Consider the following 17792-nt stretch of genomic DNA (forward strand, 5'->3'; position numbering starts at 1 on the left):
AATTGACAACATTGGGCACTATGTCTCTTGGTCTTCCTGATGAACCTGTTTGCTCTGGGAAAACTTTAATTAAAGTATGCTCTACTGAATTTGCAGAAGCTGAACAAGACGGGCTCAACCAAAATTGGACACCGGCATCAGCGGAAACAGGCTTAGAATAGATTTGTGTTTGGGCGGGATTCCCCAAGCCTGGTATGGGGCAGGCCTGCTAAGTCTGTGGTCGAAAGGCCGCGTGGGTTCAAACCCCACATCCCGCGCCACATTCACTCAAAATTCTAGTTTAGTCGATTTTTCCGAAAGCCGCCATATATTGCCGCATCATGTAATTTCTGAAGCCTTCTTCGGGCTTATTGAGCGCCTTATAGTATGCCTGTTTTTTGTTGTTTTTAACCACAAACATCGGGTACCCATTTTTCCAAAGTATGTAATTCATTAGTAATCTGCCGATTCGACCGTTGCCGTCCCCGAAGGGGTGAATTTTCTCGAATATGTAGTGTGCTCGTATAGCGGTTTCAGCGGGGTTCATTGAGGATTCATTTACAAAACTCATTAATTGTTTCATTAACTGCTCAATTTTATTGGCGTCTGGAGGCAAATATGATCCCACCCTCATAGGCCACGTTCGGAATTTTCCAGCAATATCCTGCTTTGTCTCCTTGAATATTTCGTTGTGCCATTTTAGCAGAAGTTCATTGGAAATCTGCTGGGGCGCTTTTAGCATCTCAAGGAAGACTTTTGCGTGTGCTTCGGTTTCTCGGATGTCTTTTAGCGGTTTGTTGGGTGCAATTTGGTCTTCCAGTATCGCTCGTGTTTCGTCAAGAGTTATGGTTGAGCCTTCTATTGCGTTTGTGTTATAGGTGAAGACTATGGCGAGTTCTTTCATTTCTCGTTGTTTTGCAGATTCAGGGAGGGTTTCCCATTTCTTTTGGAAGGCGTTTCTGATTTTTTCCAGTTTTGCTAAATCTGCTTTTTGGTTTGTTTCTTGTATGAGTTGTTGTTTTATTTCTTTGATGTTGTCTGGGATTTTTTTGCCTAGGTAGCGTTCTTTGGTGCGGACTTTGCCTTCTTTTCGATAGGAATGTTGTAGATAGTAGTAGGTGTTGTTGCCTTTTTGTCTTTGAATGATTCGCACACCAAACGATTACCATTACATAGTATAAAAAAATTACTGTTAAAAGATTTTTTGTAATGGTAAAAAGGCGCTGGCGAACACCGGCGGTCAAAAGGGTCTCAAGCCTGCTATTTTATCCCGTTTTTAATCATAAGCCGTATTAAACTTTTAAATATCCATATTCACTAACACGTGCATCTGCAGTGAAAGCATGTCAGTAGCATTAGAAATTGTACTCCCCATAGTTATCATATTGATTGTTATTGTCGTTCCAGTTCTTGCAGTCGCACTGCTAAATCGCGGAAAACGCCTCAAGTGCCCAGACTGTGGACACGTCTTCAAAGCGCCCCTTATGGATCAGAAGATGCTGGGATTAGGCTGGACTTTTCCGTATTTTGGGTGTGTAGGCTGCCCCCATTGCCGCGCCGCCCACTCCAGAAGAGATTACACTAAAGTTGAGGCGCATACAAGGAGCGGCAGTAGAGTCAAAGTCCTAACGGTTGTATCCATCTTTAACCAGCTGGAAAACGGCCTATACATATTTCTGATATAAACAACCCCTAGAAGTTCCCTCGCACCTTACTCGTTTAGATTAAGCTTTAAAGACAACAGTACCTCTTAGCATTGAGGCACACCATGAAGTTAAGCAGCTCCAACGACATACCCTTAGCGGTAAACTCGCAGAATCTCCCTTTCATACTTGAACGTTTAGACGATGAAGGCTTCGATTACGTGGGCGGCTTGACCATTTGGTGCAAGAAGAATTTCAGGGAAATATTGCGGGATTTCTTTACAAAAAAGATTACTCTGGACTTTGCTAAAACCCGCTGCTGCTCGGAACTAAACTCGCCCCCCTCCTATAGGACAACTTTGGGTTGGCAGCTACGGATGCTAAAAGGCGAAATCAGCAAAATCTACACGTTGGGGTACGGTGACTATTTGCTTTCGATCGGTGAAACAGAATGCTATGTGCCCCACAATAACTATGACTAAAACGTGGATTGCTTAAGGCTTATCGCTGGACGAAAGCACAGGATAGTTGATATTCAATCTAATATTTACCGCAATTACGGATTAAAGGCTCCATTGTACCCGACAGTTCCCCTACACGTGGACTGCCAACATATAATCACAAAAGTCCCACAACGGCAGTAACGACTTTTTGGTGACAACAAAAACAGGAAATGTAGGGTTTTCTGCAACAACTATAGAAAAAACCGCTTTTTCTCGGCATTGTCGTTCTAAAAATTGCTTCCATCAGCCGTTTATTGAACGCTTAAGATTTTGGGCTAACGTGTTTGACTGTTTTTGGGTTAAGGGGTGCAACGCGTTGGTGCCCTAGTTTTTTTAGACAGGGTACACTAGGAAAGTTTATAGCCCTTAGCTTATCAATCAATATGAATGATAAGGTTTATTAGTTAGCTATGCAGCTTCTGTTTGTGCTCTTAGAAAAGTTTGGAGAATCCTTTTTCGACGCCGGACCACCCAGCATCGGAGGAACTCAAAAATTGAAAAACACCCCACTCACCAAAAATCATAGTAATGATTCTAATTTTAGCCTAAAATTATGGGAGAACTAAAAGTTTGACAACCACACAAAAATTCCAAAAAGACGATGTTCATAATCTCCTCAAAACATTCTTCGCAGAAAAAGGTCTAGTCCGCCAGCACTTAGACAGTTACAACGAATTCATCGACCACGGACTCCAAGAAGTCGTCGATGAAGTCGGCGAAATCCCCATCGAAGTACCTGAGAGTCCATACAAAGTTAAACTCGGCCAAATCTGGGTAATTGACCCACAAAGCCGCATAACTGGCCCATACGCCACAGAAGTAGATGGTACAAAACATGAAATTTACCCCATGGAAGCACGCCTAAGAAACTTGGCGTACTCTGCACCCATCGCGCTCGAAATGACCCCCATCATAGATGGTCGCGAACAGGACACCGAGCTAGTTTACATCGGTAATATCCCTGTTATGCTGAAGAGCAAGCTTTGCTTCCTCAGCCAACTCAGCCGCGAGGAACTTATCGCTGCAGGGGAAGACCCAGATGATCCTGGAGGATACTTTGTCGTTAACGGTTCTGAACGTGTCATCGTAGCTATGGAAGACCTCGCGCCAAACCGCGTCATCGTAGACATAGATGATAAAGGAACCAGCCCTGTTTATCAAGCTAAAATCTTCTCCACAACAGTAGGCTTCAGAGCCAGAATCGAACTTAAACTCAAATCAGACGACGCAATCTACGTCACCATGCCTGGAGTGCCCACAGAAATTCCATTCGTCGTCATCATGCGTGCACTCAGCATGGAAAAAGACAAAGACATCGCGGAAGCCGTCAGCCTAGACCCCGATATCCAAAGCCAACTCGGCGCATCATTCGAGAAAGCCATCGGTGTAGACACCCCACAAGACGCCATCCTATTCATCGGCAACCGCGTTGCACACGGCCAAGTTGAAGAGTACCGTCTCCAGAAAGCCGAAACCGCATTAGACAAAAACTTCCTCCCACACCTTGGCAGAAGCGACAAAAACCGCAAAGAAAAAGCCATATTCCTAGGCGAAATGGCATACCGCGTTATCCAACTTAAAATGGGCAAACGCACACCAGACGACAAAGACCACTTCAAGAACAAACGTCTTCGCCTCGGTGGTCCACTGCTCGCAGACTTATTCCGCGTTTCATTCCGCAACTTAACCCGCGACATCAAGTACCAACTTGAACGCATCGGCGTAAAAGGCCCAATCATCACCGTCTCAGCCGCAGTCCGCCCCGGTATCATCACTGAGCGATTCCAGCATGCGTTGGCAACTGGCAACTGGGGCAGAGGCAGAGTCGGCATCACACAACTACTAGACCGAACAAACTACATCTCAACCCTTAGCCACCTAAGAAGACTCCAATCACCCCTGAGCAGGAGCCAGCCGAACTTCGAAGCCAGAGACTTACACCCAACCCACTGGGGCAGGCTTTGTCCAAACGAAACCCCTGAAGGCTCAAACTGCGGTCTCGTAAAGAACCTCGCATTATCCGCCTCCATTGCAGTAGGTGTAAACCCTGACCGCATAAAGCAACTACTCTTTGAAATGGGCACCGTTCCCGCATATGAAGCCACAAACGAGCTTCGTGTTAACGGCGCCAAAGTTTTCGTTGACGGAAACATAATCGGATACTGCAACAACCCGCAGGAAATGGTGCAGAATTTCCGCCAGAGACGACGCTCAGGAGAAATCTCCACAGAAGTTAACATAACCTACTTCAGCAAGCAACAGACCGAAACCGAAGAAGTGCATGCCAACTGTGACGAAGGACGCGTAAGACGCCCCTTAATCATCGTCGAAAACGGTACCCCTAAACTGCAAAACAAGCACTTCGAAAAAATCGGTTTAGGCGAATGGACTTGGGAAGACCTCGTTAAAAACGGCTTAATCGAATACCTTGACGCTGAAGAAGAAGAAAACGCCTACATTGCACTCAGCTACGACGCCATCACACCCCAAACGACCCACGCAGAAATCGCCACCTTCACTATACTTGGCATCTGCGCTTCCACTATTCCTTATCCAGAACATAACCAGTCACCACGTAACTCATACCAAGCCGCCATGGCCAAACAGGCCCTGGGCGTTTACGGAACAAACTTCCACAACCGAACAGATTCCCGCAGCCACATCCTCCACTACCCACAGGTTCCTTTGGTTCAGACAGAAAACATGGACGTCATGGGCTACAAGCAGCGCCCCACAGGCCAAAACTGTGTTGTCGCAGTCTTGAGCTTTGAAGGCTACAACATGGAAGACGCCATCATATTCAACAAAGCCAGCATCGAGCGCGGTTTAGCTCGTAGCACTTTCTACCGCATCTATGAAGCTGAATGCCGCCAATACCTCGGAGGCTTAAAAGATCAATTCAGAGTTCCAGAACCTGGCACACGCGGCTACAGAGGCGAACAATACTATCGCTTGCTTGAACCCGACGGAATCATCAGTCTCGAATCTCAAGTCGTAGGCGGAGATGTTTTAATCGGCAGAATCAGCCCGCCAAGGTTCCTGGAAGAATACAAGGAATTTGAAGTTAAAGGCCCCAGCATGCGTGACACCTCTGTCGACATGCGGCCCAGCGAAACAGGCATCGTTGACGGCATATTCATCACTGAAAGCGGCGAAGGCAGCCAACTCGTTAAAGTCCGCGTTCGCGATCAGCGTGTCCCCGAACTCGGAGACAAATTCGCATCGCGTCACGGTCAGAAAGGAGTCATCGGCTTAATCGTTCCGCAAGAAGACTTGCCCTTCACAGAAGACGGCATGGTTCCAGACCTAATCATCAACCCCCACGCTATCCCCAGCCGTATGACCATCGGCCAATTCATCGAGTCACTCTCAGGCAAAGCAGCCGCAGCAAGAGGCAAACCAGGCGACGGCACACCCTTCACCAACGAAGGCCCCGACGAAGTACGCAAAAACCTTATCAAACTCGGATTCAGCCACACAGGCAGCGAAGTCTTCTACAACGGCACATCAGGCGAGAAATTCGTCGCAGACGTCTTCGTAGGCATCGTCTACTACCAGAAGCTGCACCACATGGTCGCTGACAAGATCCACGCTCGCGCTCGCGGTCAAGTGCAGATGCTCACACGGCAGCCAACAGAAGGCCGCGCTAGAGGTGGTGGTCTGCGTTTCGGAGAAATGGAGCGAGACTGCCTCATCGGACACGGCGCTGCGATGCTACTGCGTGACAGGTTGCTGGAGGAGTCAGACAAGTACACGCTCTACATCTGCGAGAACTGCGGTCAAATCGCTTTCTTCGACATGAAGCAGAGGCGCTATGTCTGCAAGATATGCGACGAAAAAGCCAAGATTGCCCCAGTTATCGTCTCATACGCTTTCAAGCTTCTGTTGCAGGAGCTTCAAAGCCTATGCATCACACCCAAACTTAAACTAAAGGAGAAGGCCTAAGATGGCACAACAGGAAGAATTAATCCACAAAGTAGTAGATGAAATCTCATTCGGACTAATCTCACCCAAAGACCTCAGAAAGCAATCCGTCGTAGAAATCCAAACCCCAGACACCTACGACGAAGACGGCGCACCCATCACCGCAGGCCTCATGGACGGCCGCCTCGGCACGCTTGAACCACGCCAACGCTGCAAAACCTGCGGCAACACCGCCATCCGCTGCCCTGGACACTTCGGCCACATCGAACTTGCAGTTCCCATAGTTCACATTGAATTCACAAAAATTATCTTTGACATGCTCAAATCCACCTGCCGTACATGTGGACGTATCCTGCTAAGCGAAGATGCCTCAAAGAAGGCCCGTCAAAGAATCGAGCGTTTCAACGAACTCTTAGGCACCATCCCCGATGAAGTTTACAAAGAAATCATGGCTGACATCAAAGCTAAACAGTGCCCCTACTGCGCTGCTGCACAATACAAAATCACTTTCGAGAAGCCAACTAAATTCATAGAACAAACCGAAGCAGGCTCCGAGCCCCTCACACCAAGCATGATACGTGAACGTCTTGAGCGTATCAGTGATGAGGACCTTGAGATTTTGGGTTTCAACCCCAAAGTTGCACGCCCAGAATGGATGGTTCTCCAAGTTTTGCCTGTTCCCCCGGTCTATGTGCGTCCTTCAATCACGTTGGAGTCAGGTATCCGCAGTGAAGACGACTTAACTCACAAACTTGTAGACATCATCAGAATTAACCAGCGTCTCAAGGAGAACATGGAGGCAGGCGCACCAACCCTCATCATCCAAGACCTTTCTGAGCTTTTACAGTATCACGTTACCACTTACTTCAACAACGAAGCCTCAGGCATCCCCCCTGCACGTCACCGCAGTGGCAGAGCCCTCAAAACCCTCAGCCAACGCCTCAAAGGCAAGGAAGGTCGATTCCGAAGCAACCTCTCCGGCAAACGTGTCGACTTCAGCGCACGTACCGTTATCTCACCTGACCCTAACCTTGACATAAACGAGGTCGGTGTTCCACGCGACGTTGCCATGAGGCTTAGCGTTCCAGAGAAAGTTACCTCGTGGAACATAGAGGAAATGAAGAAACTTGTCATTAACGGCCCCGAGCAGTATCCTGGTGCACTCTACATTATCCGCCCAGACGGCAAACGCATCAGATTAGAATTCGTCGTGGACCGCACAAAAATCGCGGAAGCCGTCGAATTAGGCTTCATCGTTGAGCGCCACCTCAAAAATGGCGACATAGCAATCTTCAACCGCCAGCCCTCACTTCACCGCATGTCCATCATGGCCCACTACGTCCGTGTACTGCCGTACAAGACTTTCCGTATGCACCTCTGTGTCTGCCCACCCTACAACGCAGACTTCGACGGCGACGAAATGAACCTTCACGTTCCACAGAGCGAAGAAGCCCGTACCGAATCGCTGTTGCTCATGCAGGTACAGGACCAGATTCTTTCACCCAGATTCGGCGGGCCCATCATTGGCGCCATCAGAGATTTCATCACAGGTGCTTACTACTTCACCAAGAAAGGCAACTACCTCACACGTGGACAACTTGACCGCATATTAACCACAACCAACTTCAAAGGCGACTTACCTGAACCTGAAATCAAAGAACCTCAACCGATGTGGTCAGGCAAACAAATCTTCAGTCTGTTCTTGCCAAAGACCCTCAACTACGTGCTAAAAGCCAACATCTGCCAAGGCTGTACAAAATGTGAAGAAGAAGAATGTAAACACGACGCCTACGTAGTTGTCCGCAATGGGCAACTGGTTTCAGGCATCATTGACCGCCGCTCAATCGGTTCTGAGCAGTCTGAAAGCTTGCTTCACAGAATCATCAAAGACTACGGCACACAGGCAGGAAGAGAATTCCTAAACAACATCACCCACATGCTAAAAACCTTCATTTCACTAAGAGGATTCAGCTACACCTATGACCAACTTGTCCTCTCACCCAAAGCACGAAACCGCATGGCAAAAACCATGGAGCGCACCCAGAAGAAAATCGACGAACACATCGAAAACTACCGCAACGGCACCCTTCCACGACTTCCAGGTCAAACCCTTGAGGAATCTTTCGAAATCTACGTCATGCATGAACTCTCCACAGCCAGAGATGAATCAGGTAAAATCGCAGACGACGACTTCACTTTAGAAAACGCAGGCATCGTCATGACCCGAACTGGCGCCAGAGGCTCCAGCCTAAACATTGGTCAGATGGCCGCTTGCGTTGGTCAACAGTCAGTCCGAGGTAAACGTATCCTTAGAGGCTACGCAGGACGCGCATTACCCCACTTCACTCCTAACGACCCTCGTCCAAGAGCAAGAGGCTTCGTCTATAACAGTTACCAAACTGGTCTTGACGCAATCGAGTTCTTCTTCCACGCTATGGGTGGCAGAGAAGGTCTAGTCGACACAGCCGTCCGTACCCAACAGAGCGGTTACATGCAGCGTCGTCTCATCAACGCGTTAGAGCACATCCGCTTGGAGTACGATGGTACAGTTCGTGACAGCGCTGGGGACATCATCCAGTTCCGCTATGGCGAAGACGGTGTGGACCCCGCAAAAAGCGACCACGGCAAAGCAGTCAACGTTAGCCGATTAATCGAGCAAGTGAAACTCGGCGAAGAAAAAAATGCAGAACCCGCATCTCCTGACTTCATCAAGAAACAACTCAAAGAAGTAGAAGACCAAATCACACCTATCCTGCTAAACCAACTTAAACAAAACTTAACTAAGACCAAACTCAGCACCAAAGGTGTAGAGAAAGCCGTCAAAGTAACCGCTGAACAATACAAACGCGCGCTTATGGAGCCCGGTGAAGCAGTCGGTATCGTCGCAGCCCAGTCAATCGGTGAACCTGGTACACAGATGACTCTTAGAACCTTCCACTATGCAGGTGTCAAAGAACAAAACGTCACCTTAGGTTTACCGCGTCTTATCGAAATCGTGGATGCACGCAGAATTCCCTCAACCCCAATCATGACTATCTACTTGACAGGAGAACACGCTAAGAGCAAAGAAGCAGCCGTAGAAGTAGCCCGCAACATCATCTACACCTCCGTTGAGAACTTGGCTTCAGCCATCTATGAAGACCCCGTGCGCGAAGAAATCATAATCGAACTTAACAAGCAAATGATGGAAGACCGCGCAATAACCATGGAGGAACTCAAAGAGAAACTTGAACTGCAAAACGCAACCGTCACAGTCACTGATAACACTGTAGAAATTAAACCCAAGAAAGCCGAACAAATAAAACGTATGCTCACCAAAGTGCCTGGATTCCAAGTGAAAGGTGTCCCAGACATCAAACGCGTCTTGGTCACTGAGGAAAGCGGCGAGTGGGTTATCCGCACCGACGGCTCAAACCTAGCTAAGGTTTTGGAAATTGAAGGCGTTGACACATCCCGCACAACTACAAACAACATACACGAAATCGCCAAAACCCTTGGAGTCGAAGCGGCACGCAACGCTTTGGTTCATGAAGCTAAAGGTGTGCTCGAAGACCAAGGCTTAGACGTTGATGTTCGTCACGTTATGCTCGTAGCTGACATGATGACTACAACTGGTGATGTGCAGCAAATCGGTCGCCACGGCATCAGCGGCAAGAAAGCCAGTGTGCTCGCGCGCGCCGCATTCGAAATCACTGTTCCCAACATCGTTGAAGCTGCCGTCAAGGGAGAAAGCGATCCTTTGGCTGGTGTGACAGAAAACGTTATAGTTGGGCAGTCTATACCAATCGGCACAGGCTTAGTTGAACTCTACATGTCAACTTTCGAACGTCAAGATAAAGATGGAGGAAAAACAGAACAATGATAGACATAGATAAGGCATTAGCGTCAGCAGTGAAAACAGGTAAGGTATCCTTTGGATCCAATGTTGCATTGCAGAACGCCAAAACAGGCAAGGCTAAAATGATTGTATTAGCCTCAAACTGTCCACAAGACATAAAAGAACAAATCGAATACTATGGAGAAATCTCTAAAGTCCCCGTGATAACCTACAAAGGTGGCTCAATGGATTTAGCTGAAGTCTGCGGCAAGCTCTTTATTATCTCTGCAATGAGCATCCGCGAAACAGGGGACTCAGAAATTCTCAAGATAATCGATCAACAATAAAAAAATAAAATAATGGAGGAAAAAAACTGACAACTGGCATAAAAATCACCTGCGACGAAATGCGCTACATAGCTCTCTTTGAAAGCATAAGCGGCGCCAGCGTGAAAGACTGCATTATCGACGAAGAACAAGAACGAGCCATCTTCATCGTAAACCAAGGCCAAGTAGGCGTAGCAATCGGCAAAGGCGGACGCAACATCCACACCCTCGAACGCATGACCGGCAAAAAACACGAAATCATCGAATACAGCGAAGACCCCGTTACCTTCATGAAAAACGCCCTCAAACCCGCTACAGTCCGCGAAATCCGCGTATCCGAACGCACCGACGGCAAAAAAATGGCAGTCATTACCGTAAACCCCAAAGACAAAGGCGTCGCAATAGGTAAAAACGGCAAGAACGCAGAACGTTTGCGATTTTTAGCAAAACGCTACTTCGACATCCAGAACGTAAGCATCACCTAAGTTCAGTCCGCAGTGTCGGCTGACTAGGCGATGAACCGTTGCTGTTCATCGATAATGTAAATTCTATCCGTATACAGGTCGCTTTCTGAACTTGGGTTTTAGAGGTTTGTTTAGAAACCTTGACTAAGCTTTGTCAACAAACCTATACAACAAGTCTTTTATTCTAAAAACTTCTGCCGAGGTTATTGGTGACTAAGTGATGAAACATTCCTGGTTAGTGGCTTTTGTTACAGTTACCCTCTTAACTTTAAGCCCCATAGTTGCGCAGCTTGCACCAACCGCAACCGCCTCAAGCGACTGGTCAATGTTTCGCCACGATGCAGAACACACAGGCAATTCAAACTCGACCCAATCAAACGCAGCTTACCTTTGGCAATTTAGTACTGGAGACAAAATTCGTTCCTCCGCAGCAGTTTCAGACGGCGTGCTCTATAGTGGTTCCAACAACGGCTACGTTTACGCATTAAACGCAACCACGGGTCAAGTAATCTGGCAATACTTCAGCGGCAGCCAAATCGAATCCTCCCCCGCAATCGCAGGTGGGATAGTTTACATTGGTGTTCTATGGGATGGTAGTCACGGTTACGTGGATGCTTTGAATGCTACAAGTGGTTCTTTGGTGTGGCGGTTCGCAACCAACAGCGGTATAGAGTCGTCTCCAGCTGTTGTGAATGGCGTTGTTTACATAGGTTCATACAGCGGCTACGTTTATGCTCTAAACGCCATCAACGGTGCCTTAATGTGGTCTTTTCTGACTGGCGGCACAGTTTTTTCCTCCCCCGCAGTCGTCAACAACATTGTTTACGTGGGGTCAGGCAGCGGCTACGTCTATGCTTTAAACGCCGTTACGGGCGGTATAATCTGGGCTTATCAAACTGGCGGAAAAGTATACTCATCCCCCGCAGTAGTGAACGGTGTAGTCTACATTGGCTCTGACGACCGCAACCTCTATGCGCTAAATGCCACAACAGGCTATCAGGTTTGGCGTTTCACTACAGGCGGTTTGGTTCAGACTTCTCCTGCAGTCTCTGATGGAGTAGTCTATTTTGCTGCTAACGATGCAAACGTCTACGCATTAAACGCAACCGATGGCACCTTATGTTGGACTTTCCGTTCACCCAACATTTCAAGCAGCTTCACATGCTATGTCTATTCCTCTCCTGCAGCCGTTGGAAAAGTGGTTTATGTTGGTCTCTACGATGGCTGTCTCTACGCATTAAGTGCCTCGGATGCTTCCATAATCTGGCTCTACCGCACAGCTGCTTACATATTCTCCTCGCCCACAATCGCCAACGGCGTAGTCTACATCGGTTCCTTCGACGGCAAAATATACGCCTTAGGCGACCCCAACGCTACAGCGCCAATCATCCACACCCAACCCACACCTACACCAGCTCCAACAGTTGCGCCCACACAAACGCCAACGCCTACTCCGTCCCCTGCAACGGCAACTGCACCTGCGTCTACCTCTCAACCCACGCCAACACCTGCCCCCACATCCCAACCTACCGCATCACCTCCGCCAACAACCCCCACGCCAACTCCAACTCCAAGCAGCACAACTCAACCTGAAGAAAAAGAGCATCAACAAACCATGCTAGCTGTTGAATACATACCCAACAACTCGATCGACTGGCTACTCATAGCTACCCTTGTCTTTGTGGGACTATCGACTATTGTAATGGGCGTCTTTAGAGTAATGAAGAAGGATTAACCTTCAAAATCCCTTTTCTTTTTTGGGCTCTGATGCACCCTTTCCACGCGGCTGGCTGATTCTTTTTTGTGCTAAACATTCTGCCACAGGTTGAACAAACTTGAAGGTGTTGTGTGGCGGGGACGGGGTTTAGGCGGCACTAGCGACATTGGTCACAAAAGTGTAGGAACAAACGGGGTCTATCCTCTCTATGGTTTCTGCAAGAGTTTCTATAGGAAACAGATACGTTTAGGTGGGTCTGGATTCGTAGACGATGACTGCGTCTGCTTTAATCTGCATCATCAAATCATGTCCTTCCACGATTTTGCGGAGTCCACCCATGCTTTCTCTGTTAAAGTTTGCCTTAATGTTGATGTGGTAACCCTGATAGTGGGGGAAGATAGCTTTCTGTGGAACTAATGTGATTGTAGCTCCATCCAGCCCTGGACATCTGTCGACGATTTCTCGGAGCAGAATTGCAACCTCAGCGAACTTCATAACAATCTAATCCGTTTGTTTGTCCATAAAAATGTTTAGGGCGAAAACCGCAGTATATCCACGCAGCGGTGTTCAAAAACTGAATTGCGCCCAAAAATATTCTGTCTCTGATTGTTTTCTTAAACAAAACCGCCTCTGTCTAAATGATTCATTCTCCTCGCGGCGCTGGAGAAAAAATCACAAACTTGTCAAATTGTTTTAATAATACCCTCCATCCATAGTTCTGCGTTCTAAGAGAAGAGAAAGCTAAATGTTAATTCAGGAACTTATCGTTGAAAACTTTATGAGCTACGAATACGCCCGCGTACCATTCAAACAGGGCGTCAACGTAATCGGGGGTCCGAACGGCGCAGGCAAATCCTCCCTGCTAGTGGCCATCAGTGTGGGTTTAGGGCAAACCAGCACAGAGCGTAGCCGCAAACTCAGCGACCTCATCCGTTGGGGACAAGACCAAGCCCGCGTCACATTAATTCTGGACAACAGCAAGCAGGGCAACCGACGCCCCGAACCAAAGTACAACAAAGACCAACTCTTCTTAACCCGCGTACTGCGCCGTGACGGCAAATACTGGTTCGAACTCGAAAACCGCGCCGCCACCAAACAAGACGTCGAGCGGTTGCTGGGCAAATTCGGCGTAGACCCCGACAACATGCTCATCATCATGCACCAAAACATGGTGGAACAGTTCACCGTACTAAGCAACCTCGACAAACTACGCATGGTCGAAGAAGCCGTTGGGCTGGAACCGTTCCGCGAAAACGTGGTACAAGCCAAAACTAAACTCAGCCGCATCCTCACCCAAGAGGAATCAGTCGGTAAACTCCTCGAACAGGCAGAGCAGACGCTCAACTATTGGCGGGAGCAGTACGAGAAGTTCCAAGAAAAAAAGCAACTCCAACTCAAACGCCGCTTTCTGGACAGGGAGTTGGCGTGGGCTGAGGTTGAACGCCGCGAAGCCATCGTCAAGGGGCTGCAAGCGAATTTTAACCGCAATCAGCAGGCGCTGGGCAAAATCGAAGACGAACGCCAAGCCATAATCGCAGAATTAGATGGGCAGCAGAGTCAACAGCGGGAACTCAGAGGCGAAATCAAGGTTGCGTTTGAGGAGCGTTTGGATTTGGAGCGCAAAATCGCCCAGAATCAATCCACCCTTGCCCTCATAGAGCAAGTTTTGGGTGAAGCCGAAATCCTCGAATCACTCCCAGACCGCAACCAGTTCAAGTTGCTCCGAACAGAGACCCTGCGCGAAATGCTCGATGTTTCCCAGCAGCAAATCCAGAAAGCCACCGCCCAGATAGGCGCCAACCAGGCTAAACTGCAGACGCTTGAAGAATCCACCGATAAAATCTCCAACCAAGCACTGGATAGGCGTGTCGCTTTGGCACTGCTCGATTTCAAACGAGAACGCGCCGCTAAAGAGCAGGAGTCAATCGAGAAAGCCATCAAAGAAGCCCAAGAAAACCTCAACGCTGCACTTGCCAAAGCGCAAGAGTCAGGCGAACGCATCGTTGTCCTCAAAAGCGCAGGCGAGATTCAGGAGGAGATGGGGCAAACCGACGGCCACCTAGCCGCACTCGCCTCGGTTTCGGAGGAGATTGAACGGCAATACGAATCCTACTCAAAACTGTATTTAGAACTTAAAGAGAAAGCGCAACTCGTCGCCGAAAACCGCGAAAAAACGCTTGAGGAAGTTAAAACCCGCCTGCAGGCTTGGCGCGCCGTCATGGAGGACCTACTTAGCCGCGTCAACAGCGAGTATCAACGCATCATGAGCCAAACGCTGGCGACGGGCGAAGTGCAACTTTCCAACCCCCAAGACATCGAAACGGCGGGGCTGGAGATTTATGTGGGTTTCAAAGGCAGCAAACCCGTCGCCTTAGACGCTTACACACAGAGCGGTGGCGAACGCACAACCGCAACCATGGGCTTCCTCCTTGCCCTACAGCAGCATGTCCGCAGCCCCTTCCGCGCAGTCGACGAATACGACATCCACATGGACCCTAAAAACCGCGAAATGATCGCCAAAGTGCTCGTCGCCATGATAAAAGACGCCGCAGCCCAATACGTCGTCATCACACCTAGCCAAATTACCTTCGCCCAGCAAGACGCCAACGTCATAACCGTCCAGAACCTCGAAGGAAAAAGCGTAGTCCGTGAGGTAGCCAAATGACGCCGCACGCTGAAGAAAAGAAGCTGGGCAAAGAACAGCTCCAACGTATAATCGAGATGTGCGTCGCCATAGAGAGCCGCCAAGTCGACCCCTTCACCCTAAACGTAGACGGCATAATCGCCATCGTCAAACAGTATTTCCCACACTGGAACCACCCCGACGAACTCCGCCTCGACGCCGAAGCCCTCCACCACCTCGCCTCAGTCATCAAAATGCAAAGCGAATGGGTAAAGCAGCGCTCCACCTCACTCTACACTGACCCGTTCCTCTTAGAAGAGAAAATCCGCCAAACCAGCAAAGAAGGAATCATCGAAGTCTTCGCCTCCGCCTGGACGCCGCTGGTGGAGTTTGAGCAACTCAGCCTAAACAGCCTAGCGCAGGGACTACTGTATTGGGAGGCGCTGGCTCCTCTGGGGGAACGATGGAAAGACATCGACGTCTCCGCCGTAGAAATAGGCACGGTCACCCGCGAAGAGATGGTTAAAGCCCGCGTCCTAGGCGACCGAGAATTCGGCGATGAACTCGAATGCTACTGGGCTGAACTCAAACAGAAAGCCGCAGCGGATGGCAAAATCAGCTATTGGGATTTCATCGGCGCAGACACCTACGAAGAAACCGTGCAACGCGCCTTCCTAACCAGCTTCTTGATCACTTACGGATATGCAACGTTGGAAATCGACCGCTTAGAAGAAACCGTCACCCTCTTACCCTACAGCGTGCGCCGCGAGGATCCGCTCTCAATGCAGTCAACGTCGGTTCCCATCGCTGTATCCGTTGAAGACTGGCAAAAATGGAAACAGAGGAAACAACCATGAGCGCAAAACGCAAAGGACTCTACGCCGCCAAAGTCAAAAAAGCCACCCATATGCTCTTCTACAAACGCCACGCTAAACCCGGCGTCAAGGGCTGGGAACTCCACAAGGCGCTAGGAGCAGATTACCCCAAAGTGCTCGATGTTTTGGATGATTATTTGAAGCCGCTAGATATGCAAGTCAAAACCGTTTTCGAAGAAGAAAAGACACCTGAGAAACCCACCGTTGAAGAACTCGACAAAGCCCGCTTCTTCATAGCCTTACGCGATGTCGCCGCCAAAGACAAACTCATGGGTTGGCGCATAGACGACCTCGCAGGCTTAGCCATAACCATAAGCTACATAATCAGCAAAAAAGGCCAAGCCACCCGCAAAGACGTCGAGAAACTATTGGGCGAAAAAATCGCCAACTGGAAAGTCAGCCTAAACCTCGACCGCTACATCCGCCACGGCTATCTCACCCAAGACGAGCGGGGCATGCTGTTCTTGGATTGGCGAACGCGAGCGGAAGTAGACCAAAAGAAACTCATCGATATGCTGCTAAGTGCGGAGAAAAAAAGCGAAGATGCACAAGAACAGCAGTCAATAGAAGAAACCGAAGCACCTGACGTTAACCAATAGCCTATGCTAAAATACATTTAGGCAGAAGTGTTTTGTGTTGCTGCTGTGGCTATCATCTTTGCCGCTGTCGCAAAATCAATCTTGGATGTACTCAACACAATGTCGTAGTTTGCGGGGTCTTCCCAGTCAATGCTGTAGAACCGCTGCAGGTATTCGGCTGTGGCTTTGTCGTTTTCTTCAACCAGCCTCTGCGCCTCCTGCAGAGTTAACCCTTCGCTTTGCATGACTCTCTCAACCCTGACCGTTTTAGGCGCAACAATCCGCACATGCAACACCCCCAACTTGTGCTTCAGTATGGCCTGCCCGCCTCTGCCGACGATAACGGTTTTGCCTCTGCTTGCGAGGTTGTTGATGACGGTTTGGATGGTGCTTAGGCAGTGTTCTTCTTCGAGGGTTTTTCTTATGTGGGCGTTGTCTTTTATGGTGAAGGATTGCTTGGCAGGTTTCTTTCGCAGCAGCATCTTGTCCACTAAAGTCTGGACTTTGTAGGTGTCCTCACAGAAATCCACAATATCCTCTTCAGAGACACCCACTTCCCGTCCCACCTCCACCATCAAAGTCTTATCAAAATATGCCCAACCCAAAAGTTTGGCCACTTTCCGAGCGATTTCATCCCCACCGCTACCAACCTGCCTAGAAACCGTAATAACACTGGGCACCACTAACTCCGCGTGCAGTTTTGGGGCAGCCTGCAAGATTTGAGCGATGGCGCCATAATCAGGATCACCCACCGCATCTTTGGCAACCCATCGATAAGCCACCACTCCGCCCTCATCCAACACAAACACCGCCCGCTTAGCCCCATCCAACCCGTATGCTTGGGTAACTTCGCCTTTTTGGTCACTCAAGATTGGAAAACGCAAACGGTGCTTTTCGGCTAACTGCTTGTTTTCTGCGGGTGCTTTGGGGTCTACTCCGACGATTTGGGCGTTGAGGTTGATGAGGCTGCTTGTGGCGTCGCGGAATTGACAAAGCTCCTTGGTGGCGTTAGCGGTGAAGGCGTCCACGCAGAAAAATAGCACGGCTTTTTGGGCGAGGAACTCTTTTAGGGTTCGGGCTCGGTTTTCGGTGTCGGGCAGGGTGAAGTTGGGTGCTTTTTCGCCAACTTGAACCATAAAAAACGCCTCTACTAGAATAGTGGTGCGGCTGTATAAAGAGCTAATGCCCTTCTTTGCAAGAAAAAATCATGTTGGGACATAAAAATAGAGAAGAGAGGGCAAGTTTAGGGCTTGCTTTCCTTGTTTTTTAGCTCCGAGTTTTCTTTCTTTAGTGCCTGATTCTCTTCGAGCACGGCTTTGAGGGTTGTGTTTAGTTGTGTCATG

At 48.9% G+C, this 17792-nt stretch carries 13 protein-coding genes and 1 tRNA gene; 11 read left to right on the forward strand and 3 right to left on the reverse strand.

All coding sequences use genetic code 11. The annotated features are described in order from the left end of the window. Positions 1 to 173 precede the first annotated feature (173 nt). Positions 174 to 260, forward strand: a tRNA-Ser gene (locus tag NWE96_08285). A gap of 20 nt (positions 261 to 280) precedes the next feature. Here the strand turns inward: NWE96_08285 and NWE96_08290 are convergent. Continuing rightward, the gene (locus NWE96_08290) at positions 281 to 1132 is read right to left on the reverse strand and encodes a Fic family protein (GenBank protein ID MCW3983981.1); all 852 of its coding nucleotides are present in this window, start codon (positions 1130 to 1132) and stop codon (positions 281 to 283) included. A gap of 190 nt (positions 1133 to 1322) precedes the next feature. Between NWE96_08290 and NWE96_08295 the strand changes: the two genes are divergently transcribed. The 7 genes from NWE96_08295 to NWE96_08325 all read left to right on the forward strand — a co-directional run bounded on the left by NWE96_08295 (position 1323) and on the right by NWE96_08325 (position 12391). Further along, positions 1323 to 1664, forward strand: a complete 342-nt coding sequence (locus NWE96_08295; GenBank protein MCW3983982.1) for a hypothetical protein — start codon at positions 1323 to 1325, stop codon at positions 1662 to 1664. 83 nt (positions 1665 to 1747) lie between these two features. Further along, the gene (locus NWE96_08300) at positions 1748 to 2104 is read left to right on the forward strand and encodes a hypothetical protein (protein MCW3983983.1); all 357 of its coding nucleotides are present in this window, start codon (positions 1748 to 1750) and stop codon (positions 2102 to 2104) included. A gap of 591 nt (positions 2105 to 2695) precedes the next feature. Then, entirely contained in the window at positions 2696 to 6070 is a 3375-nt protein-coding gene (locus NWE96_08305; protein MCW3983984.1) for a DNA-directed RNA polymerase subunit B, read from the forward strand. Between the two features lies 1 nt (position 6071). Continuing rightward, positions 6072 to 9911: a DNA-directed RNA polymerase subunit A' gene (locus NWE96_08310; protein ID MCW3983985.1), complete on the forward strand. Its 3840-nt coding sequence runs from the start codon at positions 6072 to 6074 to the stop codon at positions 9909 to 9911. Continuing rightward, positions 9908 to 10213, forward strand: coding sequence for a 50S ribosomal protein L30e (locus tag NWE96_08315; protein MCW3983986.1), 306 nt, complete (start codon positions 9908 to 9910; stop codon positions 10211 to 10213). The genes NWE96_08310 and NWE96_08315 overlap by 4 nt, the downstream gene beginning before the upstream one ends. Positions 10214 to 10257: 44 nt before the next feature. Next, positions 10258 to 10677, forward strand: a complete 420-nt coding sequence (locus NWE96_08320; protein MCW3983987.1) for a NusA-like transcription termination signal-binding factor — start codon at positions 10258 to 10260, stop codon at positions 10675 to 10677. Between the two features lie 199 nt (positions 10678 to 10876). After that, positions 10877 to 12391, forward strand: coding sequence for a PQQ-binding-like beta-propeller repeat protein (locus NWE96_08325; protein ID MCW3983988.1), 1515 nt, complete (start codon positions 10877 to 10879; stop codon positions 12389 to 12391). A 228-nt stretch (positions 12392 to 12619) separates the two neighbouring features. Here the strand turns inward: NWE96_08325 and NWE96_08330 are convergent, their stop codons facing one another. Continuing rightward, positions 12620 to 12868 carry a hypothetical protein gene (locus tag NWE96_08330; protein MCW3983989.1) on the reverse strand — a complete coding sequence of 83 codons (249 nt, stop codon included), beginning with the start codon at positions 12866 to 12868 and terminating at the stop codon, positions 12620 to 12622. A gap of 250 nt (positions 12869 to 13118) precedes the next feature. Between NWE96_08330 and NWE96_08335 the strand changes: the two genes are divergently transcribed. From NWE96_08335 to NWE96_08345, 3 genes are read left to right on the forward strand one after another with little or no spacing between them, the layout of a single operon-like run. Further along, a complete protein-coding gene (locus tag NWE96_08335) occupies positions 13119 to 15038 on the forward strand; it encodes an AAA family ATPase (GenBank protein MCW3983990.1) in 1920 nt (639 codons plus the stop codon). Further along, on the forward strand, positions 15035 to 15853 hold the full coding sequence (locus tag NWE96_08340; protein ID MCW3983991.1) for a hypothetical protein: 819 nt from the start codon (positions 15035 to 15037) through the stop codon (positions 15851 to 15853). The genes NWE96_08335 and NWE96_08340 overlap by 4 nt, the downstream gene beginning before the upstream one ends. Continuing rightward, entirely contained in the window at positions 15850 to 16470 is a 621-nt protein-coding gene (locus NWE96_08345; GenBank protein MCW3983992.1) for a hypothetical protein, read from the forward strand. Before NWE96_08340 ends, NWE96_08345 begins: the two co-directional genes overlap by 4 nt. Before the next feature lie 17 nt (positions 16471 to 16487). Here NWE96_08345 and NWE96_08350 read toward each other — a convergent pair whose 3' ends face one another. Next, entirely contained in the window at positions 16488 to 17585 is a 1098-nt protein-coding gene (locus NWE96_08350) for a cytidylate kinase family protein (protein MCW3983993.1), read from the reverse strand. Positions 17586 to 17792 lie beyond the last annotated feature (207 nt).

This window comes from Candidatus Bathyarchaeota archaeon (assembly GCA_026014685.1).
Lineage (GTDB): Archaea > Thermoproteota > Bathyarchaeia > Bathyarchaeales > Bathycorpusculaceae > Bathycorpusculum.

Coding starts and splice junctions, on each gene's coding strand:
- NWE96_08295 (MCW3983982.1), top strand. CDS start 1,323: ATGTCAGTAGCATTAGAAATTGTACTCCCCATAGTTATCATATTGATT.
- NWE96_08300 (MCW3983983.1), top strand. CDS start 1,748: ATGAAGTTAAGCAGCTCCAACGACATACCCTTAGCGGTAAACTCGCAG.
- NWE96_08310 (MCW3983985.1), top strand. CDS start 6,072: ATGGCACAACAGGAAGAATTAATCCACAAAGTAGTAGATGAAATCTCA.
- NWE96_08315 (MCW3983986.1), top strand. CDS start 9,908: ATGATAGACATAGATAAGGCATTAGCGTCAGCAGTGAAAACAGGTAAG.
- NWE96_08325 (MCW3983988.1), top strand. CDS start 10,877: ATGAAACATTCCTGGTTAGTGGCTTTTGTTACAGTTACCCTCTTAACT.
- NWE96_08330 (MCW3983989.1), bottom strand. CDS start 12,868: ATGAAGTTCGCTGAGGTTGCAATTCTGCTCCGAGAAATCGTCGACAGA.
- NWE96_08335 (MCW3983990.1), top strand. CDS start 13,119: ATGTTAATTCAGGAACTTATCGTTGAAAACTTTATGAGCTACGAATAC.
- NWE96_08340 (MCW3983991.1), top strand. CDS start 15,035: ATGACGCCGCACGCTGAAGAAAAGAAGCTGGGCAAAGAACAGCTCCAA.
- NWE96_08345 (MCW3983992.1), top strand. CDS start 15,850: ATGAGCGCAAAACGCAAAGGACTCTACGCCGCCAAAGTCAAAAAAGCC.
- NWE96_08350 (MCW3983993.1), bottom strand. CDS start 17,585: ATGGTTCAAGTTGGCGAAAAAGCACCCAACTTCACCCTGCCCGACACC.